The sequence below is a fragment of the Vibrio sp. TAP-3B genome (genome assembly GCF_057784735.1).
Map to the genome: position 1 here is coordinate 854,167 of NZ_CM173495.1, position 24,292 is coordinate 878,458.

At 47.0% G+C, this 24,292-nt stretch carries 13 protein-coding genes; 3 read left to right on the plus strand and 10 right to left on the minus strand.

The window, feature by feature from the left end; genetic code table 11:
* Positions 1-385 precede the first annotated feature (385 nt).
* A complete protein-coding gene (locus AC3D28_RS04090) occupies positions 386-11,857 on the plus strand; it encodes a Calx-beta domain-containing protein (protein WP_488535628.1) in 11,472 nt (3,823 codons plus the stop codon).
* A 63-nt stretch (positions 11,858-11,920) separates the two neighbouring features.
* Here AC3D28_RS04090 and AC3D28_RS04095 read toward each other — a convergent pair whose 3' ends face one another.
* Together AC3D28_RS04095 and AC3D28_RS04100 are read right to left on the minus strand one after the other, a co-directional pair.
* Complete coding sequence (locus AC3D28_RS04095) at positions 11,921-13,114, minus strand: class I SAM-dependent methyltransferase (protein ID WP_488535629.1); 1,194 nt, start codon at positions 13,112-13,114, stop codon at positions 11,921-11,923.
* A 198-nt stretch (positions 13,115-13,312) separates the two neighbouring features.
* Positions 13,313-14,716: a methyl-accepting chemotaxis protein gene (locus AC3D28_RS04100; protein WP_098415611.1), complete on the minus strand. Its 1,404-nt coding sequence runs from the start codon at positions 14,714-14,716 to the stop codon at positions 13,313-13,315.
* 90 nt (positions 14,717-14,806) lie between these two features.
* Here AC3D28_RS04100 and yccX point away from each other — a divergent pair, with 90 nt between their 5' ends.
* Entirely contained in the window at positions 14,807-15,079 is a 273-nt protein-coding gene (gene yccX / locus AC3D28_RS04105) for an acylphosphatase (protein WP_098415610.1), read from the plus strand.
* 2 nt (positions 15,080-15,081) lie between these two features.
* Here the strand turns inward: yccX and AC3D28_RS04110 are convergent, their stop codons facing one another.
* From AC3D28_RS04110 to AC3D28_RS04135, 6 genes are all read right to left on the minus strand, one after another.
* Complete coding sequence (locus tag AC3D28_RS04110) at positions 15,082-15,411, minus strand: TusE/DsrC/DsvC family sulfur relay protein (RefSeq protein ID WP_098415609.1); 330 nt, start codon at positions 15,409-15,411, stop codon at positions 15,082-15,084.
* 359 nt (positions 15,412-15,770) lie between these two features.
* Entirely contained in the window at positions 15,771-16,433 is a 663-nt protein-coding gene (locus AC3D28_RS04115) for a Bax inhibitor-1/YccA family protein (protein ID WP_488535630.1), read from the minus strand.
* A 268-nt stretch (positions 16,434-16,701) separates the two neighbouring features.
* Complete coding sequence (locus tag AC3D28_RS04120) at positions 16,702-17,451, minus strand: amino acid ABC transporter ATP-binding protein (RefSeq protein WP_098415607.1); 750 nt, start codon at positions 17,449-17,451, stop codon at positions 16,702-16,704.
* Positions 17,452-17,474: 23 nt separating this feature from the next.
* Entirely contained in the window at positions 17,475-18,572 is a 1,098-nt protein-coding gene (locus AC3D28_RS04125) for an amino acid ABC transporter permease (RefSeq protein ID WP_488535631.1), read from the minus strand.
* 1 nt (position 18,573) lies between these two features.
* Positions 18,574-19,779 (minus strand): amino acid ABC transporter permease, encoded by a 1,206-nt coding sequence (locus AC3D28_RS04130; protein ID WP_488535632.1) that lies wholly within the window; start codon positions 19,777-19,779, stop codon positions 18,574-18,576.
* Between the two features lie 224 nt (positions 19,780-20,003).
* Positions 20,004-21,032, minus strand: a complete 1,029-nt coding sequence (locus tag AC3D28_RS04135) for an amino acid ABC transporter substrate-binding protein (protein ID WP_488535633.1) — start codon at positions 21,030-21,032, stop codon at positions 20,004-20,006.
* A 460-nt stretch (positions 21,033-21,492) separates the two neighbouring features.
* Between AC3D28_RS04135 and AC3D28_RS04140 the strand changes: the two genes are divergently transcribed.
* The gene (locus AC3D28_RS04140; RefSeq protein ID WP_488535634.1) at positions 21,493-22,413 is read left to right on the plus strand and encodes a precorrin-2 dehydrogenase/sirohydrochlorin ferrochelatase family protein; all 921 of its coding nucleotides are present in this window, start codon (positions 21,493-21,495) and stop codon (positions 22,411-22,413) included.
* A 105-nt stretch (positions 22,414-22,518) separates the two neighbouring features.
* Here AC3D28_RS04140 and AC3D28_RS04145 read toward each other — a convergent pair whose 3' ends face one another.
* A complete protein-coding gene (locus AC3D28_RS04145; RefSeq protein ID WP_098415602.1) occupies positions 22,519-23,001 on the minus strand; it encodes a YajQ family cyclic di-GMP-binding protein in 483 nt (160 codons plus the stop codon).
* A 21-nt stretch (positions 23,002-23,022) separates the two neighbouring features.
* Entirely contained in the window at positions 23,023-24,081 is a 1,059-nt protein-coding gene (locus AC3D28_RS04150) for a 3-deoxy-7-phosphoheptulonate synthase (protein ID WP_488535635.1), read from the minus strand.
* Positions 24,082-24,292: the final 211 nt, after the last annotated feature.

Genomic DNA, 24,292 nt, shown 5'->3' on the forward strand with positions numbered 1-24,292 from the left:
AATGAGATGAAATATCGTAAAAAACAGTGTTTGGATAAGTAATATCTCAACCGACTGTTAAACCAAGACTTTTATTCAAAAAAAATCCAAAGGTTCTCCCTTTAAATCCTAGACCATGTGGAAAATATTGCTTAGCAACTCAGTGGGATTAAACAGAAGAAAAGCTTGAATTCTTAATATCATAGCGCTTCACGACCTGTGTAATTCATGGCTTTCAAATAACCTCACCCCTTGAGTTATTAATCGCTTTAACTATTTACAGTCACACATACAACGAAAATATAAATCACACATATAACGAAAATATAATGATTTTGACTAAACTATAGACGTAAATGTAGAAGTAACAAACTTTTAACTTGGTTTGAATTGGGGTGAGGTAGATATGGATCGACTAACTTTGAGCTCATTAATGGGCAACATAGTAGTTATCGGGCTGGATGGGGAAATTAGAATCTTAGAAGAAGGACAATTACCTCAACCCGGGGAATTAATTATTGAAGAGGTTTCAGACACTTCAGAGCTTGTCATCGAACAAGTGACACCGCAAGGCAGCGCGATAAATGTAACCGATGATATTACTGCACTGATTGAAGCGATAGCGAGTGGAGATGACCCAACTCAGCTTGGTGAAGAGTTTGAAACTGCAGCGGGTGAAAATATTGGGTCTAGCCCGCAGACAACGGGCGCGGTAGATCGAATTGGTGCCGAATCACTAGCAAGTACCAATTTTGAGACAAGCGGTATTGATGGTATTGGACTGTCAAGTACTCAAGCACTCTCTTTACTTGAATATATTCAAGCGAGAAACGCGCCATTACCCGAGACAAACTTTGTTCAGGATATCTCGAACCCGGTAGTTAATGAGGGTGATCGAGTTTTCTTTGATATTACGCTGAGCCAGCCAATTCAAGACAATACCAACATCAATTTTTCGTTATTAGATGATTCCGCTACTGGTGGTTTATCTGACCAAGTTGGTGTCGACTATATTGATGATACGGTACTTGTGACCTTTTCTGATGGCTCAACGGAGGAGGTTCAAGTCGATGAGAACGGTGCTTTTACTGTATCGATACCTTCTGGCGAGAGCACTTTTACCGTTTCTTTAGACTCTGTAGATGACTCCGTGCTCGAAGGTCCAGAAACCTTCACACTTTCAGGAAGTACTGATGAGCAAAATACCCCCGTTTTAGGCACGGCGACCATCGTCGATGACGGCAATGGCCCCGGTCAGGATCCAGATGATGACCGTCCGATGGTGTCCATCAGCGATGCAGGCACGATTAATGAAGGAGAGACGGCGAATTTTGTCGTGTCACTGACGAATGCCTCCGAAGCGGAGGTTCAAGTCGAATTAGGCTTAAACCTTGGCGATACCGAAGCGGGGGATCTCGGCACCTTGGAATACAACACTGGCTCAGGCTGGACCACGATGCCCGTCTCCGGCGTAGTCACGGTTCCAGCTGGCTTGACGGAATTCGATGTGCGCATTGCGTCGATTGACGACGAAGTGTATGAAGGCGCAGAAAACTTCAGTGTGGATGTCACGGGAGTGGGTGCGGTGCAAGGCAGCGACACCGGCACGGCGACCATCGTCGATGACGGCAATGGCCCGGGCGAGGATCCAGATGATGACCGTCCGATGGTGTCCATCAGCGATGCAGGCACGATTAACGAAGGGGAAACCGCCAACTTCAAAGTCACCTTATCGAACGCCTCCGAAGCGGAGGTTCAAGTCGAGTTAGGCTTAAACCTTGGCGATACCGAAGCAGGGGATCTCGGCTCCTTGGAATACAATACTGGCTCGGGCTGGACCACGGTGCCCGCCTCCGGCGTAGTCACGGTTCCGGCAGGCTTAACCGAGTTCGATGTGCGCATTGCGTCGATTGACGACGAAGTGTATGAAGGCGCAGAAAATTTCAGTGTGGATGTCACGGGGGTTGGTGCGGTGCAAGGCAGCGACACCGGCACGGCGACCATCGTCGATGACGGCAATGGCCCCGGTCAGGATCCAGATGATGACCGTCCGATGGTGTCCATCAGCGATGCAGGCACAATTAATGAAGGAGAGACGGCGAATTTTGTCGTGTCACTGACGAATGCCTCTGAAGCGGAGGTTCAAGTCGAGTTAGGCTTAAACCTTGGCGACACCGAAGCAGGCGACTTAGGCACCTTGGAATACAACACTGGCTCAGGCTGGACCACGGTGCCCGCCTCCGGCGTAGTCACGGTTCCGGCAGGCTTAACCGAGTTCGATGTGCGCATTGCGTCGATTGACGACGAAGTGTATGAAGGCGCAGAAAATTTCAGTGTGGATGTCACGGGAGTGGGTGCGGTGCAAGGCAGCGACACCGGCACAGCGACCATCGTCGATGACGGCAATGGCCCCGGTCAGGATCCAGATGATGACCGTCCGATGGTGTCCATCAGCGATGCGGGCACAATTAATGAAGGAGAGACGGCGAATTTTGTCGTGTCACTGACGAATGCCTCTGAAGCGGAGGTTCAAGTCGAGTTAGGCTTAAACCTTGGCGATACCGAAGCAGGGGATCTCGGCTCCTTGGAATACAATACTGGCTCGGGCTGGACCACGGTGCCCGCCTCCGGCGTAGTCACGGTTCCGGCAGGCTTAACCGAGTTCGATGTGCGCATTGCGTCGATTGACGACGAAGTGTATGAAGGCGCAGAAAATTTCAGTGTGGATGTCACGGGGGTTGGTGCGGTGCAAGGCAGCGACACCGGCACGGCGACCATCGTCGATGACGGCAATGGCCCCGGTCAGGATCCAGATGATGACCGTCCGATGGTGTCCATCAGCGATGCAGGCACAATTAATGAAGGAGAGACGGCGAATTTTGTCGTGTCACTGACGAATGCCTCTGAAGCGGAGGTTCAAGTCGAGTTAGGCTTAAACCTTGGCGACACCGAAGCAGGCGACTTAGGCACCTTGGAATACAACACTGGCTCAGGCTGGACCACGGTGCCCGCCTCCGGCGTAGTCACGGTTCCGGCAGGCTTAACCGAGTTCGATGTGCGCATTGCGTCGATTGACGACGAAGTGTATGAAGGCGCAGAAAACTTCAGTGTGGATGTCACGGGAGTGGGTGCGGTGCAAGGCAGCGACACCGGCACGGCGACCATCGTCGATGACGGCAATGGCCCGGGCGAGGATCCAGATGATGACCGTCCGATGGTGTCCATCAGCGATGCAGGCACGATTAACGAAGGGGAAACCGCCAACTTCAAAGTCACCTTATCGAACGCCTCCGAAGCGGAGGTTCAAGTCGAGTTAGGCTTAAACCTTGGCGATACCGAAGCAGGGGATCTCGGCACCTTGGAATACAATACTGGCTCGGGCTGGACCACGGTGCCCGCCTCCGGCTTAGTCACGGTTCCAGCTGGCTTGACGGAATTCGACGTGCGCATTGCGTCGATTGACGACGAAGTGTATGAAGGCGCAGAAAACTTCAGTGTGGATGTCACGGGAGTGGGTGCGGTGCAAGGCAGCGACACCGGCACAGCGACCATCGTCGATGACGGCAATGGCCCCGGTCAGGATCCAGATGATGACCGTCCGATGGTGTCCATCAGCGATGCGGGCACAATTAATGAAGGAGAGACGGCGAATTTTGTCGTGTCACTGACGAATGCCTCTGAAGCGGAGGTTCAAGTCGAGTTAGGCTTAAACCTTGGCGATACCGAAGCAGGGGATCTCGGCTCCTTGGAATACAATACTGGCTCGGGCTGGACCACGGTGCCCGCCTCCGGCGTAGTCACGGTTCCGGCAGGCTTAACCGAGTTCGATGTGCGCATTGCGTCGATTGACGACGAAGTGTATGAAGGCGCAGAAAATTTCAGTGTGGATGTCACGGGGGTTGGTGCGGTGCAAGGCAGCGACACCGGCACGGCGACCATCGTCGATGACGGCAATGGCCCCGGTCAGGATCCAGATGATGACCGTCCGATGGTGTCCATCAGCGATGCAGGCACAATTAATGAAGGAGAGACGGCGAATTTTGTCGTGTCACTGACGAATGCCTCTGAAGCGGAGGTTCAAGTCGAGTTAGGCTTAAACCTTGGCGACACCGAAGCAGGCGACTTAGGCACCTTGGAATACAACACTGGCTCAGGCTGGACCACGGTGCCCGCCTCCGGCGTAGTCACGGTTCCGGCAGGCTTAACCGAGTTCGATGTGCGCATTGCGTCGATTGACGACGAAGTGTATGAAGGCGCAGAAAACTTCAGTGTGGATGTCACGGGAGTGGGTGCGGTGCAAGGCAGCGACACCGGCACGGCGACCATCGTCGATGACGGCAATGGCCCGGGCGAGGATCCAGATGATGACCGTCCGATGGTGTCCATCAGCGATGCAGGCACGATTAACGAAGGGGAAACCGCCAACTTCAAAGTCACCTTATCGAACGCCTCCGAAGCGGAGGTTCAAGTCGAGTTAGGCTTAAACCTTGGCGATACCGAAGCAGGGGATCTCGGCACCTTGGAATACAATACTGGCTCGGGCTGGACCACGGTGCCCGCCTCCGGCTTAGTCACGGTTCCAGCTGGCTTGACGGAATTCGACGTGCGCATTGCGTCGATTGACGACGAAGTGTATGAAGGCGCAGAAAACTTCAGTGTGGATGTCACGGGAGTGGGTGCGGTGCAAGGCAGCGACACCGGCACAGCGACCATCGTCGATGACGGCAATGGCCCCGGTCAGGATCCAGATGATGACCGTCCGATGGTGTCCATCAGCGATGCGGGCACAATTAATGAAGGAGAGACGGCGAATTTTGTCGTGTCACTGACGAATGCCTCTGAAGCGGAGGTTCAAGTCGAGTTAGGCTTAAACCTTGGCGATACCGAAGCAGGGGATCTCGGCTCCTTGGAATACAATACTGGCTCGGGCTGGACCACGGTGCCCGCCTCCGGCGTAGTCACGGTTCCGGCAGGCTTAACCGAGTTCGATGTGCGCATTGCGTCGATTGACGACGAAGTGTATGAAGGCGCAGAAAATTTCAGTGTGGATGTCACGGGGGTTGGTGCGGTGCAAGGCAGCGACACCGGCACGGCGACCATCGTCGATGACGGCAATGGCCCCGGTCAGGATCCAGATGATGACCGTCCGATGGTGTCCATCAGCGATGCAGGCACGATTAACGAAGGAGAGACGGCGAATTTTGTCGTGTCACTGACGAATGCCTCTGAAGCGGAGGTTCAAGTCGAGTTAGGCTTAAACCTTGGCGACACCGAAGCAGGCGACTTAGGCACCTTGGAATACAACACTGGCTCAGGCTGGACCACGGTGCCCGCCTCCGGCGTAGTCACGGTTCCGGCAGGCTTAACCGAGTTCGATGTGCGCATTGCGTCGATTGACGACGAAGTGTATGAAGGCGCAGAAAATTTCAGTGTGGATGTCACGGGAGTGGGTGCGGTGCAAGGCAGCGACACCGGCACAGCGACCATCGTCGATGACGGCAATGGCCCCGGTCAGGATCCAGATGATGACCGTCCGATGGTGTCCATCAGCGATGCGGGCACAATTAATGAAGGAGAGACGGCGAATTTTGTCGTGTCACTGACGAATGCCTCTGAAGCGGAGGTTCAAGTCGAGTTAGGCTTAAACCTTGGCGATACCGAAGCAGGGGATCTCGGCTCCTTGGAATACAATACTGGCTCGGGCTGGACCACGGTGCCCGCCTCCGGCGTAGTCACGGTTCCGGCAGGCTTAACCGAGTTCGATGTGCGCATTGCGTCGATTGACGACGAAGTGTATGAAGGCGCAGAAAATTTCAGTGTGGATGTCACGGGGGTTGGTGCGGTGCAAGGCAGCGACACCGGCACGGCGACCATCGTCGATGACGGCAATGGCCCCGGTCAGGATCCAGATGATGACCGTCCGATGGTGTCCATCAGCGATGCAGGCACAATTAATGAAGGAGAGACGGCGAATTTTGTCGTGTCACTGACGAATGCCTCTGAAGCGGAGGTTCAAGTCGAGTTAGGCTTAAACCTTGGCGACACCGAAGCAGGCGACTTAGGCACCTTGGAATACAACACTGGCTCAGGCTGGACCACGGTGCCCGCCTCCGGCGTAGTCACGGTTCCGGCAGGCTTAACCGAGTTCGATGTGCGCATTGCGTCGATTGACGACGAAGTGTATGAAGGCGCAGAAAATTTCAGTGTGGATGTCACGGGGGTTGGTGCGGTGCAAGGCAGCGACACCGGCACGGCGACCATCGTCGATGACGGCAATGGCCCGGGCGAGGATCCAGATGATGACCGTCCGATGGTGTCCATCAGCGATGCAGGCACGATTAACGAAGGGGAAACCGCCAACTTCAAAGTCACCTTATCGAACGCCTCTGAAGCGGAGGTTCAAGTCGAGTTAGGCTTAAACCTTGGCGACACCGAAGCAGGCGACTTAGGCACCTTGGAATACAACACTGGCTCAGGCTGGACCACGGTGCCCGCCTCCGGCGTAGTCACGGTTCCGGCAGGCTTGACGGAATTCGATGTGCGCATTGCGTCGATTGACGACGAAGTGTATGAAGGCGCAGAAAACTTCAGTGTGGATGTCACGGGAGTGGGTGCGGTGCAAGGCAGCGACACCGGCACGGCGACCATCGTCGATGACGGCAATGGCCCCGGTCAGGATCCAGATGATGACCGTCCGATGGTGTCCATCAGCGATGCAGGCACGATTAACGAAGGGGAAACCGCCAACTTCAAAGTCACCTTATCGAACGCCTCTGAAGCGGAGGTTCAAGTCGAATTAGGCTTAAACCTCGGCAATACCGAAGCGGGGGATCTCGGCACCTTGGAATACAACACCGGCTCGGGCTGGACCATGGTTCCCGCCTCCGGCGTAGTCACGGTTCCGGCAGGCTTGACGGAATTCGATGTGCGCATTGCGTCGATTGACGACGAAGTGTATGAAGGCGCAGAAAACTTCAGTGTGGATGTCACGGGAGTGGGTGCGGTGCAAGGCAGCGACACTGGCACGGCGACCATCGTCGATGACGGCAATGGCCCCGGTCAGGATCCAGATGATGACCGTCCGATGGTGTCCATCAGCGATGCAGGCACGATTAACGAAGGAGAGACGGCGAATTTTGTCGTGTCACTGACTAATGCCTCCGAAGCGGAGGTTCAAGTCGAGTTAGGCTTAAACCTTGGCGATACCGAAGCAGGGGATCTCGGCACCTTGGAATACAATACTGGCTCGGGCTGGACCACGGTGCCCGCCTCCGGCTTAGTCACGGTTCCAGCTGGCTTGACGGAATTCGACGTGCGCATTGCGTCGATTGACGACGAAGTGTATGAAGGCGCAGAAAACTTCAGTGTGGATGTCACGGGAGTGGGTGCGGTGCAAGGCAGCGACACCGGCACGGCGACCATCGTCGATGACGGCAATGGCCCCGGTCAGGATCCAGATGATGACCGTCCGATGGTGTCCATCAGCGATGCGGGCACAATTAATGAAGGAGAGACGGCGAATTTTGTCGTGTCACTGACTAATGCCTCCGAAGCGGAGGTTCAAGTCGAGTTAGGCTTAAACCTTGGCGATACCGAAGCAGGGGATCTCGGCACCTTGGAATACAATACCGGCTCGGGCTGGACCACGGTGCCCGTCTCCGGCGTAGTCACGGTTCCAGCTGGCTTGACGGAATTCGATGTACGTATTGCGTCGATTGACGACGAAGTGTATGAAGGCGCAGAAAACTTCAGTGTGGATGTCACGGGAGTGGGTGCGGTGCAAGGCAGCGACACCGGCACAGCGACCATCGTCGATGACGGCAATGGCCCCGGTCAGGATCCAGATGATGACCGTCCGATGGTGTCCATCAGCGATGCAGGCACGATTAACGAAGGGGAAACCGCCAACTTCAAAGTCACCTTATCGAACGCCTCTGAAGCGGAGGTTCAAGTCGAGTTAGGCTTAAACCTCGGCGATACCGAAGCAGGGGATCTAGGCACCTTGGAATACAACACTGGATCAGGCTGGACCACGGTTCCCGCCTCCGGCGTAGTCACGGTTCCAGCTGGCTTAACCGAGTTCGATGTGCGCATTGATACTGTAAATGATGCAATATTTGAGCAAGATGAGGACTTTAGCGTTTCTGTTGTCGGCGTTGGCCCTGTATCAGGCTCAGATCTCGGTAACGCAACCATTATCGACAACGATGCACCTCCGACTATCTCTGATGTCATCGATGTTGTTGTTTCGGAAGAAGGTTTAACCGATGGTATTCCTGACAATACTGGTTCACCTACCGACACTGTAAATGCTGCCAGTTTCTCAGGAACATTTACGGTTGGAGACCCTGATACCGCAAATGTTTCCGTAGTTCTTTCTGGTCCAAATACGCTTACATCGGGCGGGGAACCGATCTCTTGGGTATGGAACAGTAATAATCAAACATTGACGGCTTCTACTGCGAGTTTGGCTGTTGTTGCAACAGTCGTCCTCACTGAACCTGCCGTCTCAGGACAAGGATCTTGGGGTTACACCGTCACATTATTTGAACCACTAGATCATCCGGTGAACGATGTTGAAGATATCATTGACTTTGATTTGCAGATTTCAGTCAGTGACGGTCAAAGCACAACGTCTGAAAGCCTAAACATTGTCGTTGAAGATGACCGCCCATCGGTTCCTAACAATGTACAAGCTGTAGATGTAACAAACCTGAATATCCCTGATGTTATTACTGGGCAAGTTAGTTTTATAGGTAATGGGTCAGACTCTTTCAGCCGATCTTTTGGTGATGTTGTAGTCACAGCTGAAGGTTTTCTTTCAGATGAATCGGTTACGCTTGGTGCTGCACAAATCAATCAGTCTTCAGATGGTATTGGTGTTAAAAGTTCAGGTGATAACGGCTTCCCATTGGATAACGAGATCGATTACCGCTTTGCTAACGAGCAAGGAGTATCTGAAAAACTCATTATAGATTTAGGCGATAAAGTTGCATTTGGTGCTGAAATTGAATTTGCCAAAATGTTTGGTGGTGAACTAGAAGAAGGGCTGGCGTCATTCTATCGAGATGGCGTACTGATTGCCCAGCAAACATTTAGTTCAGATGCTCAGAGTGGCGATTTCGCAGCAAACTTTAGTGTTCAACAAGGTGGTTTCGACCAGATCATTCTGGAAGCAACGGGTAATGGTAATGCTTCGAATATCGAAGATAATAGTGACTTTACTGTTAGAGCCATTACCTTTATTGGTTCTGATGGCGGCACTCCGATCGCGTCTGCAGAAGGAACGATTAGTTCTACCTACGGTGCTGATGGTCCAGGAACAACAGTATTAACAGGTGCAGAGTCTGGTTTAAAGACCGCAGATGGTGACGATATTACGGTCAGCGTCGATCCGCAAAACCTTAATCGCTTAGTTGGTTCAACGGATAATGTTGTTGCGTTCGAAGTGCAGTTTACGCCGAGTACAGGTAAGTGGGAGTTCGTTCAGTACGAGCCACTCAGCCAGCCAATAGGTGATGGTTATATCGACTTTGGGTATACAGTAACGGATGCCGATGGAGATAGTGTTTCTGGATCATTTGCGGTTAATCCAGCGATACCACCAACGATTTCTGGTGTAACGTTGAGCGTATCTGAAGAAGGTTTGTCCGACGCGAATGTCGACAGTGCCGCATTGGCAGGTTTCACTGATACAACAGATTCCATTAATGATACCGACACACTTAATTTAGATTCTACGGTTGAGAGTGTGACATTGGGTCTTCCAACGGCACTAATCTCAAGTGGTGGGGACACCTTAGTTTGGACATTATCGAACAGCGATAAAACACTAACAGGTTCCGCAAGCGGTCAGCCTATTATCGAGGTGTCGGTTGATGAACTAGGCAATTTATCGGCTGAGTTACTAGGAAAAGTCGATCACCCAGATGGTGGTGGTGAAGATGTGATAGATTTAGAAGTTCCTGTTATTGCATCAAATGCGTTCGGTGTTACTAGCTCAGCAACCGCTACAGTCGCCATTGAAGATGATTCACCATTTGCTGAAATGGTTGTCGAAGACGTTAATGCCATGCAAACAACTGGCTCCAATGTTCAGTTAATCTTAGACGTATCAGGTTCGATGGGATGGGACTCTGTCACGGGTTCGAGCTTTAATGTCGTTACTTCGCGTCTTGATGTGCTGAAAAGTGCATCGATAGCATTGTTATTAGAATATCAACTGCTTGGAGATACCAAAGTTCAAATCACGACTTTTAGTAGTAACGCGAATATTCTTGGTGAAAGTGGTAATGAATCGTCAGATAACAGTTTACCTAATGATTTAACGACAATTTGGATGGATGTTGATCAAGCTATCGATCTGATCAATGGTTTAACTGCAGGTGGTGGTACGGACTATGACGATGCCATTGCACTTGCTGTCGAAGATGACGTATGGGGTAATGTTGAGTTACTTGAAGACGCAAACAACCTCAGCTATTTCCTGTCGGATGGTAACCCTAACACTCCTGGGAATCAGATTAATGCGACAGAACAGGCGGATTGGGAAGCGCAGCTAGAGCAATACAATGTAACAGGACTTGCTTATGGTATTGGTAGTGGGGCGTCGACTCAGTTCTTAGAGCCAGTTGCCTATGATGCGAACAACCCTATAGATAAGCAAATTTCACCAATAATTGTTCCGGATATCAATAGCCTTCCAGCGATACTTATCCAATCGGTCGTTACACCAATTACAGGCGCTTTAGGTTCGTCTGGTATGGGTGGAAGTACGTCATTCTTTGGTGCTGATGGTGGTTATGTATCGTCGTTTAACTATGGTGGTGCAACAGGTATTACGGTGATGTTTGATGGCACAACCATTACGGTGGATGATGGTGCCAACAATACAGGAGCAACGGCGATTGTTGATATTGTTGAAGAAACAGTAACGCTTGTAGTAGATAGTCAAAATTCTGTGGTTATCGACTTGAATACTGGGGAGTACACCTTCTTTGCTTCATCGATTGCAGTTGCAACACAGTTTGATTTCGATTATGTACTAACAGACGGTGATGGAGATACTATTGTAGAAACCGTTTCGTTTGATTTAGAGCCAAATTCTGTCGAGGCCGTTGATGATGCTGCATCTACACCTGAAGGCACACCAATAGTGGTTGATGTGCTTTCAAACGACACCAATAACGACAACGCAGCCACATTGACATTAGCTGACGCAGTGGTTGATTCAAGTAAAGGTCAAGTGCTCATCGTAGACAATCAATTGGTCTTTATCCCGTCAAATAATTTGGATGATGGAGACAGTGCGAGAATCTCTTATCGAACTGAATCGTCAAACGGTGATTTTGATATAGGTGCACTTACTGTCTCTGTCACCGGCAGTGCTGGCAGTGTTCCAGGCGTGGGCGGAAATGATAACGATGCGCTTATCGGTACAGCAGGTGCCGATATCTTACTTGGTGGAGAAGGAGAGGATACTATTTCAGGTAATGCAGGTGAAGATATCATAATCGGAGGTTTAGACTACGATATCCTTACTGGTGGAGGCGATGAAGATACCTTTGTTTGGACTCAAATGGATGATGCTGTGGACTCAGTGACAGACTTTGATGCGTCAGAAGGTGATAAACTTGAACTAAGAGATCTATTTGATGATGTGTCTGGCACCGATATGTCGGCATTGCTTGATGACTTTGAGTCTGGTGATTTTTCTGGTCAAGTGAATAGCATATCCTTGTCTATAACTGAAGGCTCCGGGAACTCAACCTTAACCATCAACAAAGATGGACAACAGTTGGAGGTTAACTTTGATGGTGCTTCTGCAGCCGATATTGCCAATAGTCTGATTTCTAATCTTGAGCAATTAAGAGAATAATAGAAGAGAGAAAAAACGGAGCGAAAAGCTCCGTTTTTTCTTAACAACGCCATTGAAGCGGTGTCAAAGCACTTTACATGCAAAGCCTTTTAGGTAGAAACCTTCAGGATAAGCAGTATCAGTTGGATGATCCGCTGCTTGCTCAAAACGCTCTACAAACTTCACCTGGCGGTTCGCGTCTAAGGCAGCGTCTGCAATAATTTTCTGGAATAACACTTGATCCATTAGTCCCGAGCAAGAATAGGTTAGCAACGTGCCACCCGGTTTTAGAATTTGCATGGCTAACATATTGATATCTTTGTAACCACGGCAAGCGCCGTTGAGTTGCGCTTTACTCTCCGCAAATTTAGGCGGATCCATAATCACAACATCAAATTTTGTGCCTTGGTCACGATACTCGCGAAGCAGCTTAAATACGTCTGCGTTTAGAAACACGGCGCGCTTTTTCGAAATATCAAATTCGTTCAATTCTGCGTTGTGTTTTGCAGTGTCGAGTGCTGGCTGAGAAACGTCGGCATTAATTACGCGCTTTGCCTCACCTTTAAGAGCATAAAGGCCGAAGCCGCCAGTGTAAGAGAAGCAGTTGAGAACTTCTTTATTTTTCATGTATTTCATCGACTGTTGGCGACTATCACGTTGGTCTAGATAGAAACCAGTTTTGTGGCCACCAACGATATCAACACTGATTTTTACGCCATTCTCTTCGATAACGACAGACTTCGGAGGTTCTTCACCATGCAGAACACCAGTCGTTTCGTCTAAGCCTTCCTTTTTACGAACGGTCACATCAGAGCGTTCGTAAATATTGCTTTCCGGGAAGCATTCGATTAATGCTTCAATGATAGCGGGCTTATTGTATTCGGCTCCGGCACTCAACAACTGACATACAAAAAAGTTTTGGTAACGGTCGATAGTTACGCCCGGAAGGCCATCTGATTCTCCGGCAATTAAACGGTAACCAGTAAGGCCATCTCGCTCGATGATGTCTTCACGGAGAAGTTGTGCATGTTTCAAACGCTTAACGAAAAACGCTTTATCAATATTTTCTTTTTCAAAACTCCAAATACGAGCACGAATTTGAGAAACCGGAGAATACGCGGCTTTTGCTAGCCATTTTCCATCGTAAGTGAATACATCAACGGTTTCGCCAAGTTTTGGTTCACCCTCAACTTTATTGATACCTCTAGAGAAAATCCAAGGGTGCTTTCGCTTAACCGATTTCTCACGACCTTTAACCAAATAGATAGCAGCAGTCATTTCTTGTAGCTCTTGTTGAATTTTGAAAGGGGCGTATTGTCCGGGATGTTACTGGCAAAAGCAACATCAGCCAGCAGTCCAAGCCATTGCTTAAGCCTTAATTGTAGACTTATGGGAACATGTTAGAGGTAGACGATAAAATGCGAGCCATAAAAAAGGCCACCTAAGTGACCGTTTTTATAACTAGAGAGATAGGTTTTAAGCTTTGAGGCCTGTAAGGAGAGATTCCATCGTGTCACTTTGCGCACGAAGTTGCTCTACGTTTTGCGACGTCGTGCTGATCATATTACACACGTTGTTTGCTTGAATGCGGATATCTTCAACGCTAGACGCGATGTTGTCTGCCACGACACCTTGTTCTTCGGCCGCAGTCGCGATCTGGATACTACTGTCAGAGATGGTCTGATTCTTATCTGCTAGTGAGCCGATTTCATGGTTTACTTCTGCCATTAAAGTTTGGCCTTCATTGGCATTGTTTACCGTTACTTCCATCAGTTTTGTTAGAGATTGACTGTTACGCTGTAACGATTCGATCATTGCTTGAATTTCTACTGTTGCTTGTTGAGTTCGTCCAGCCAATGCTCGAACTTCGTCAGCGACAACGGCGAAACCCCGACCTTGCTCACCCGCACGTGCGGCTTCAATCGCTGCATTTAATGCGAGTAGGTTAGTTTGCTCTGAAATAGCGTTGATAGTGGTAACCACTTCATCAATTTGCGCAGCATTCGCGTCTAGCTCTTCTACCGCTTTAGAAGCAGATTGAATTTCAGTAGACAGCTCCGAAATGGAGTGAAGCGTGTTTTCAACTTTAACTTGCCCAGACTGTGCAACACTTCGTGCGTCATCTGTCTGTGTACTTGAGTCATGCGCTAATGTTGCAACCTCACGAATGGTTGATGCCATTTGTTCGGTGGCACTTGCCAGTGAGTTTAAGTGTTCCTGTTGGGTGTTCGATATATCAGAGCTGTGATGAATGGATTGGTTTAAGTCGGCACTTATCTGTTGCATCAACGCGACAGATTCTTGGATCGAGAGAACCATTTTTTGTTCACGCACTGCCACTTTGTCGATAGTAATAGCAATTTCACTAAACTCGTCACGAACAGGGAAAAAGTGCATTCGCGCGGTTAAATCCCCATCCGCTAACGTGTTTAAAGCCTTATTCATGGTAAACATAGCGCCACCGATGAACGTCATAATGTAGTAAACACCAAACGCTAAAATGAATAGGCCGACACAAATAAGGCTTATTTGAGTTACAGAAAGCGCTGACCACAACGAAAGTTCGTGATTGGCAACTAAGCTATATGCGCCGTTCAGGACTGACACTGAGTCTGAACCAGAGCCTAATCGAATGGTCTCAGAGCTAGCTAGTAAGTTGGATACTTGTGTTTGAGAAAGGTTACCTGCTTCGATTAGCCCTTTTATCAGCACGAGTTCTTCTTGGTACATTCCTGAAATAAGAGTATTTGCTGCACTATTGAGAACAAGAGTGAGCATAACGAGAGCGAGAACGGGAAGAAAAAAGAGTAAGTAGAACTTCTCTTGGATTTTTAAGTGAATGAGATACTTATCAATCCAACGAAATGGAATTTCTTTCATAATTATTATAACCGTACAAAAACCCACTATCCTTAGTGGGGTGAATAGATGAAATGAATATATCACTCAATAAAAAGAAGCGGTACAACGATGAATGTAAAGTGTGAGAGATTTATAGTAAAAGGTCATGTTCAAGGTGTTGGCTTTCGTTACCATACATCTCATCAAGGTTTAAAACTTGGTTTGACCGGTTACGCGAAGAATTTAAATAATGGTGATGTCGAAGTGCTGGCGTGTGGAACAGAGCAGCAAATTACTGACTTTTCAGAGTGGTTACAAGAAGGGCCGCGGACAGCGACCGTGGATAGCGTGACTCGAGAAGAGGCGTCGTATAAACCGTTCCGCGGCTTTAAAATTTTATAGTCTCATAAGCACTTAGCTGGTTTTGGCAAGCCTGCTAGTTTGGTTGCTTGTTTGGCAGGGCCTTTCTTGAATAGCTTGAATAGGTACTTACTATTGCCTTTTTCAGGTCCGTGCGCTTTCTCCATTGCTTTGACAAGCATGCGGACGGCAGGAGAGGTGTTAAACTCTTCATAAAAGTCTCGTACGAAATGTACGACCTCCAGATGAGCCTCGGTAAGATCAATGTCTTCTTCTTTCGCTAAAAGCTCAACCATACCTTCTTCCCATTGAGTATGGTCTAACAAGTAACCTTGAGCATCAGTTTCAATTTCTTTTCCGTTGTAAACGAACATAACGTTTATCCGCTAAGTGGTCATGGATGTTTATAGATTAGCTTACAGGTACGGATGTTCTCAACAAAAGAATTAGGACTTCTTGCCTGAGCGCAGAAAAAGCATACAAATTATGGTTTTAAATTATTCTTAGTCATAATTATGGGAAGTTATTCAGTCTGTTAGAAAATTATCGGGGTGAGTAATAATAAAAATGAATGCCTATGCAAAGGCGTTCACCTTTAACAGAGTTTTGATGGTAAAAATGAGGTAGCTGACGATATTTAAATAAAGTGGTAGATAACGGTTTATTTCTATTCTGCGACAAATAAAAAAAGCCCGAAGTATACCTCCAGGCTTTTTAGATTCACTCTGACAAGTTAATCATCATTCATGATGCCTAGAATGCTTAGCAGGCTGATGAAGATATTGTAGATTGATACATACAGCGTAATAGTCGCAGAAATGTAGTTATTTTCTCCACCACGAATAATACCTTGAGTTGTCATCAGAATCGCCATTGTCGAGAAAACGATAAACAAGCTGCTCATTGCTAGGTGTAGGATCGTTGATTGAATGAAGATGCTTGCAATCATACCTACAACAAGCACGACAAACAGAGACAGCATCAAACCACCCATCAGTGATAAGTCACGCTTTGTCGTTAGTGCGTACGCAGATGCGGCCATAAAGGACAGGGCAGTACCGCCAAGAGCGGTTAATACGACGTCGCCCATTCCTGCACCAATGTACATGTTTAGGATTGGCCCAATGGTATAGCCAAGGAAACCAGTGAATAGGAAAGTAAATACAAGGCCAAGGCTGTTGTTACGGTTTTTTTCTGTTAAGAAAAGTAGACCGTAGAAACCAACCAACATTAGGATGATGCCCGGATGTGGTAAGTTAAAAGCCATTGCAACGGCAGCAACGCCTGCGGACCATAAAAGCGTCATTGAAAGTAGAGCGTAAGTATTACGCAACACTTTGTTGGTTTGTAGAGCACTTTCTTGTGTTGAAGTGCGGGTAAACATTGGACTGTTCATAATCTTCCTCGATAAGAGACTTTCTTATAAGTACATTTATGGGATTGAAAGTTCAAAAAATCAAGCCCTAACCATGCATAACTAAGATAAAATAATAATAGAAATAAGGTGTTATGTATGTGGTAACTTGTAACACAATATTACTGTTAGGCAAAGTAAGCCGATTGTCACACAGTTTCTCGATTTTAGTAACAAAAAGCACTGATTCTATTGAAATCAGTGCTTCTATAGATGTAGATGTCATCATAAATTGCGACAAAATAAGGCATCAATGGTGCAGTATTTGTGCGAGGAAGTTTTGCGTTCTATCGGATTGGGGGTTTTCAAAGAAGTCGACAGGGTTGTTCTCTTCAATGATTTCTCCGGCGTCCATAAAAATGACTCTGTCGGCGACTTCTTTGGCAAAGCCCATCTCATGCGTTACGCAAAGCATGGTCATGCCTTCTTCGGCAAGCTCCACCATGACATCTAAAACTTCGCGGACCATTTCTGGGTCGAGAGCGGATGTGGGCTCGTCAAATAACATGACTTTCGGGTTCATGCATAAAGAACGAGCAATCGCTACACGTTGCTGTTGACCGCCAGATAATTGCCCTGGGTACTTATCTGCTTGCTCAGGAATTTTAACGCGTTGTAGGTATTTCATCGCAACAGCCTCTGCTTCGTCTTTTGGCATTTTCTTAACCCAAATAGGAGCAAGAGTACAATTCTCTAAAACGGTTAGGTGAGGGAAAAGGTTGAAGTGCTGAAAACACATTCCGACTTCGCGGCGGACCGCTTCAATGTTCTTTAAATCATCAGTCAGCTCGGTACCAGAAACATAAATGCTACCAGCTTGATGCTCCTCAAGACGATTAATACAGCGAATCATGGTGGATTTTCCAGATCCGGAAGGGCCACAGATAACAATTTTTTCGCCTTGTTTCACTTCGAGATTGATATTTTTTAGTACGTGAAACTCACCATACCATTTATTCATGTCCTTCAACTGGATCATATAGTCTTGTTGTTGAGTCATAATACGTCCTTGATCTTGATGAGTTATCGTTTGTGACCGGTATGAAGTTTGTTTTCAAGCCATATCGAATAACGCGACATGCCAAAACAAAATACCCAAAATACTAACGCGACAAATACATAACTTTCTGTGGCAAAGCCAAGCCAGTCAGGGTCGGTATTTGCAGCTTGCCCGATGCCTAGTACATCAAACATACCAATGATTAACACCAAACTAGTGTCTTTAAATAGGCCGATAAAAGTATTTACGATAGAAGGGATTGTGATCTTTAATGCTTGAGGCAAAATGATCAGCCCTGTTTTTTTCCAGTAGCTTAAACCAAGCGCATCTGCGGCTTCATATTGCCCTTTAGGGATTGCTTGTAAACCGCCACGAACGACTTCTGCCATATAAGCGGAGGCGAACATCACTACACCGATGAGTGCTCGGACCAACTTATCGGTTTCTGAACCTTCTGACATAAACAGCGGAAGCATCACCGACGCCATGAACAGAACAGTGATAAGCGGAACACCACGCCATATTTCGATGTAAATTGTACAAATACTTCGAATAATCGGCATGTCTGATCGTCTACCTAGCGCTAAGACAACACCAATCGGTAGAGACACAACGATACCAACAAGCGCAATAATTAATGTGACGAGTAATCCGCCCCATTTATGGGTATCGACGACTTCAAGGCCAAAGACACCGCCATATAAAAGGGCCGCGATAATGAAAGGGTAAACATTGACGAAGAACAGCCAAATCCAAGTTCGCTTTGGTGTTTTTTCATAGGCGAGCAATGCAGTAAAGATAGCCAGCGTGATGTAAAACAGGCGAGGGCGCCACAGCTCCGCTTCTGGGTAGAAACCATACATGAACTGTTCCCAACGGACACTGATGAATACCCAACATGCACCATCACGGCTACAGTCATCGCGCGTAGAGCCTAACCAATCGGCACTAATCAATGCCCAGTCGATAATGCTCCAAAGAGCTGTGACGACTACGTAAGCAAGAATCACTGTGACAAGAGAGTTTATGAGCCCATTAAAAAGATGTTGACGCATCCAACCTATCAAGCCGACAGTATTGGCGGGTGGTGGGAGATCAGGTTGAAACTTATGTGTACTCATATTATCTCTCCACCAGCGCGACTTTACGGTTGTACAAGTTCATTAACGCAGAAGTAATCAAACTGAGGGTTAAGTAAACGCCCATGGTCATTGCAATAATCTCAATCGCTTGACCGGTCTGATTCAGTGTTGTGCCAGCAAAAACAGAAACAAGATCAGGGTAACCAATCGCCATCGCTAACGAGGAGTTTTTGGTTAAGTTCAAATATTGGCTGGTTAATGGAGGGATAATGATTCTTAGTGCTTGTGGGATAACAACAAGCTTCAAGGTTTTTGAGCGCGGTAAGCCAAGAGACATTGCGGCTTCAGTTTGACCATGGCTCACGGCATTAATCCCTGAGCGTACTATTTCTGCGATAAAGGAAGCGGTATAGACACTTAATGCCAAAAGTAACGCCGCTAGTTCTGGAATAATGCTAATTCCACCTTGGAAGTTAAACCCTTTTAGGGCTGGGTATTCTAATGAAATTGGCATGCCGGCAAGGAAATAAACGACCAAAGGTAGCCCAATCACGAGCGCAAGAGCAATTTTTCCCGTCGGGGTTTGCTGCCCAGTTAAGCGTTGTTTGTTCTTTGCCCATTGAGCAATTAACAAGCTTGCAATCACACCACCGATAAATGAAGCGACAACGATACCACTGCCGTTTTCCATCACAGGGGCAGGGAAAAAGAGTCCCCGTACATTTAAGAATATCGCTTCGCCAAGGCTCATGCTTTGTCGGGGGGATGGCAGCGCTTGTAACACTGCGAAATACCAAAAGAAAATTTGTAATAAAAGAGGGATATTTCGGAACGTTTCAATATAGACAGTGGCGAGTCGGCTGACTAACCAGTTAGAAGATAGGCGCGCTATCCCCATTGTAAAACCAATAATAGTGGCTAAGATAATCCCTAAAAATGAAACGAGAGCGGTGTTTAACAGACCTATAATAAAAGTTCTGCCATAAGAAAAAGTTTCATCATATTCAATCAGAGTTAACCCAATACCGAACCCTGCTTCTTGGTTCATAAAGCCGAAACCAGTTGCGATACCTCGAGCATCTAAATTATTCAGGGCATTGCTTACAATGGTATAAAAGAAGAATGCCAGTGCAGTTATGGCAATGATCTGGAAAATAGCAGAACGAAAGGCGGGATTATAAATCAGGCTCTTGCTTCCGCTTGGTTTGGACATCGTACTTGGCGATGCATCTTTTGTCGGTTTCATACAGCGATAACCTCAAACCTTAATTATAGATATCACTCTGCACGAATAAGTGACTTCCGTGTCGGTTCAACCACTTTTTATTCACTTGCGATAGATGGTTCTAAATGATCAAGTTTCATCTATTTCAAATTCATTTGGTTAAAGCCAGCCAATGAGTGTTCCTTACTCATCCAGATTAATGTAATCAAGAAAAAGGGCGGCGTAACCCGCCCTGATTAACTCGTTTATCGGATTGGTGGCGCGTACATAAAGCCGCCTGCATTCCATAGCGCATTGACACCACGAGAAATTTCCAAAGGCGAGCCTTTACCGACCGTACGTTCGAAACTTTCACCGTAGTTACCTACTTGCTTGACAACTTGGTAACCCCAGTCATCACGAATACCCAAGCCTTTACCTTTAGGGCCGTCGACACCCAGAATCCGCTTAATGTTTGGATCTTTCGATTTCAACATCTCGTCCGCATTCTTAGAGGTAATACCGTATTCTTCCGCGTTCACCATTGCCGCCAGTGTCCATTTAGCAATGTTGAACCATTGATCATCACCTTGACGAACAACCGGGCCTAGAGGTTCTTTAGAGATAATTTCAGGAAGAACCGCTGCAGAAGATGGGTCTTCAAGGTTCAAGCGCAGCGCATAAAGACCCGACTGGTCGGTTGTTAGTGCATCACATCGACCAGCGTCAAAACCTTTGGAGGTTTGTGCAGCTGTATCAAATACGACAGGTTTATAAGACATACTGTTATTACGGAAGTAGTCGGCTAGGTTAAGCTCGGTAGTGGTACCCGACTGTACACATATAGAGGCGCCATCAAGTTCTTTCGCACTTGAAAGGCCAAGCTCTTTCTTCACCATAAAACCTTGACCATCGTAATAATTTACACCGACAAAGTTTAGGCCGAGCGCTGTATCTCGGTGAAGTGTCCAAGTTGTGTTACGAGAAAGTACATCGATTTCACCCGATTGAAGAGCGGTGAAACGTTCTTTCGCGGTTAGGGGAACATATTTAACTTTCGTTTTATCCCCAAGAACGGCTGCAGCCAGTGCTTGGCAATATTCTACGTCGATGCCTTCCCATTCACCTTTTGAATTAGGGTTGGAGAAACCAGGTAGACCGGTACTTACTCCACAAGTAATAAAACCTTGTGTTGTTACTTTGTCCAGAGTAGTGCTTGCTGCTTGAGCTGATGTTGCCATCATGGCAGTAGAAGCCGCTACGACGGAAGCAAGAACTGTTAGTTTATTTGCCATTTGTATCCTTCCTGTATGATCCATGTTTAATCAGGAGCGACCTGAAACAACGAGTCCAATTCGTTAGTATTATCGTCCTACGTGATTGATTTCGAAGAAACAGCAAATCGGTAAATCAACCAGTTATAAGCGTAGGAAAGGATCTGTAAATTCTCAAATATATAATTTAAATGGATTTTTGAGAAAATTCACAAAGTGCCTTGGGGATTAGAATGACGAAATGTTAATTGTTTGTAAATAGTGCAATTCAGGGCCAATTTGGTGCATCAGAACTATCAACAGAAAAGTGTCCAAAACAAGAGAATAAAAAGTTGTTATTAAAACTGTCATTAGTTGAGCTTGGCTGAGTTCAGTAAAAATTCGAACAAAAATTATTTGTAATATCGAAACAGGGTGATGAGCTTGCCCCATTTTTGGTAGCATAGTTTCTAATAGCTAATTAGAGTAATCATGGATTGAAATGCGATATTTTCCTCTGTTCTTAGATTTGATTAATAAACCCGTTCTTGTCGTTGGTGGTGGAGAGGTGGCTAGCCGTAAGGTGGAAGCTTTAATAAAGGCGGGGGCGGATGTCACTATCGTCTCTCCCACCTTGGTTGATTTTCTGTCTAAGTTAGCCTTTGAGCATAAAATTCGCTGGATTCAATGCTTCTACTCTAGTGACATTGTCACTCAAGGGTTCATTCAAGTATGGGCGACAACCGACAATCCGGAACTGAATCACCAAGTCTTTAAGGATGCAAAGGAGCTTGGAATTTTGGTTAATGTGGTTGACGATAAACCTTACTGTGACTTCATCACCCCCTCGATGCTCAATCGTGGCCGTATTCAAATCGCTATTTCGAGCGGTGGGGCATCTCCTGTCTTAATCCGCAATATTCGTGAAAAACTTGAATCCATCTTGCCGCAGAATATGGGCTTGATGGCGGACTTTGCTAACTCAAAACGCAATTCGATCAAAGAAGCATTACCAAGTGTTGATTTACGCCGTAAATTTTGGGAGCAGTTCTTTGCCAATCCTGACGTTGAAAATGCGCGCAACAATCGAGAGCTAGAAATGATTTACCAGCAAACGATGACAAGCCCACTGGATGAAAAAGGCAGTTGTACATGGGTGCAAGTTGGCAAAGATGTAGAAATGCTACCGATAAAAGCGGTTCGCTACATGCAGCAGACTGAGCTCGCGTTGTATTCGACGCGATGTGAAGCTGATGTTCTAGAATTGGTAAGAAGGGACGCCGAGCGACAAGGTTTTACTAGCGCGGCTGAACTTTCGGATATGTTGGCGAAAGCTAAAACCGAAAACCTCCGCGTTTGCGTGTTTATTCCTCAAGGGACAAGTGAATTTTTATTGTTGCAAGGGCAAGATTTAGTTATCTAATGATGTTTACATACGTACCTTCAAAAACGCCAGCGAATCTATCGCTGGCGTTTTTTATTACAATTCTTAGGCGGTGATTTCTAAATCTAAGAGTAGGAGATATTATTAATCACGGAAGTTATTGAACTGGAACGGCTGTCCGAGTTCGGCTTCTCGGATTGCTGCCATGGTTGCTTGCAGGTCGTCACGTTTTTTACCCGTTACACGAACTTTGTCACCCTGAATAGAGGCTTGTACTTTTAGCTTCGCGTCTTTGATCAACTTAACCAGTTTTTTTGCCGTTGGCGTATCAATACCTTGGCGGAACTGGAGGGTCTGGTGCCAGTTCTTACCTGTGACATCTGGCTCTTGTGCGTCCATCGAGTTTGCATCGACATTACGCTTGGCCAAGTGACTACGTAGAATGTCACGCATTTGCTTCAGCTGGAAGTCACCTTCCGCAGACATTTTTACGTTTTCTTCGACTAACTCAAAACTCGCATTTACGTTGCGGAAATCGAAACGAGTAGACAGTTCACGGTTAGCATTATCAACGGCGTTACGTAGTTCAACCGTATCGATTTCAGAAACAATATCAAACGATGGCATGAAGATTCCTTGATTATCGTGTTATAGGGACTTGCGGGATTTTACTGCGTCTGCAAGCATATCTAGCATTGTTGTGGTATCTTCCCAACCCAAGCATGGGTCAGTAATGGATTGACCGTAAGATAAATTATTAATATCAGTCATCGGCTGATTGCCTTCAATAATAAAACTCTCTGCCATAATACCCGCAATGCGAGTACTGCCTGACTGAATTTGATTACAGATGTCTTGAGCAACGTCAATTTGCTTTCTGTGCTGCTTTTGACAATTTGCATGGCTGAAATCCACAATCAAACGTTGTGGAATATCAAATTCCGCGAGCGCATCACACGCTTGCTTCACCGACGCTTCATCAAAATTAGGGCCTTTTTCTCCGCCACGCAGAATGATATGACCATAAGGGTTACCACTTGTGCGGTAAACCGTCATACGACCATTTTTATCTGGCGAGTAAAAGTAGTGCGGTGATTGAGCGGCACGTATTGCATCAATCGCAATTTTCACATTACCATTGGTGCCGTTTTTGAAGCCAACAGGACACGACAAAGCAGAAGCCATTTCACGGTGAATTTGAGATTCTGTTGTACGAGCGCCAATAGCCCCCCAAGTGATTAAATCTGCAATGTACTGACCCGTGATCATATCAAGAAACTCAGTGGCAGTTGCCAGACCAAGTTTGTTGATATCCAGTAGCAGTTTACGTGCTTTATGAAGGCCGGTTTCAAGTGCATAGGAGCTATCTAGGTTAGGATCAGTAATTAAACCTTTCCAACCAACGACGGTACGAGGCTTTTCAAAGTAAGCACGCATCACGATAAATAACTCATCTTTGTACTTATCTTGGATTGCACTCAGACGAGTGGCGTAATCAATGGCGGCTTCTGTGTCATGAATTGAGCACGGACCAACGATAGCAATCAGGCGATCGTCTTTACCCGATAAAATGTTCTCAATCTGACGACGAGATTGAGCGATACGGTCTGCAACGTCATCCGTAATAGGATGTACACTACCCAGTTCTGCAGGGGTAGGCATTGGACCCAAAGGTTGGGTTCTCAATTCATCTGTTTTTATTGGCATGTTATAGCTTTATTCTCTATTGCGAAGAGGTAAAGATAACGGAATTGAAGGCAGGAATAAACCGTTTCACGGGAATCTTCGCGATGAAATACCGAATTGTATACAAAGGTGTTGTATTCATTTAGAGCGCCTATGTGTAAAGAATCAAACCTGATCACTAAATCAATATATACAGTTGAATTTATAACCGTTAGTTCTAGGGTTACTTTAA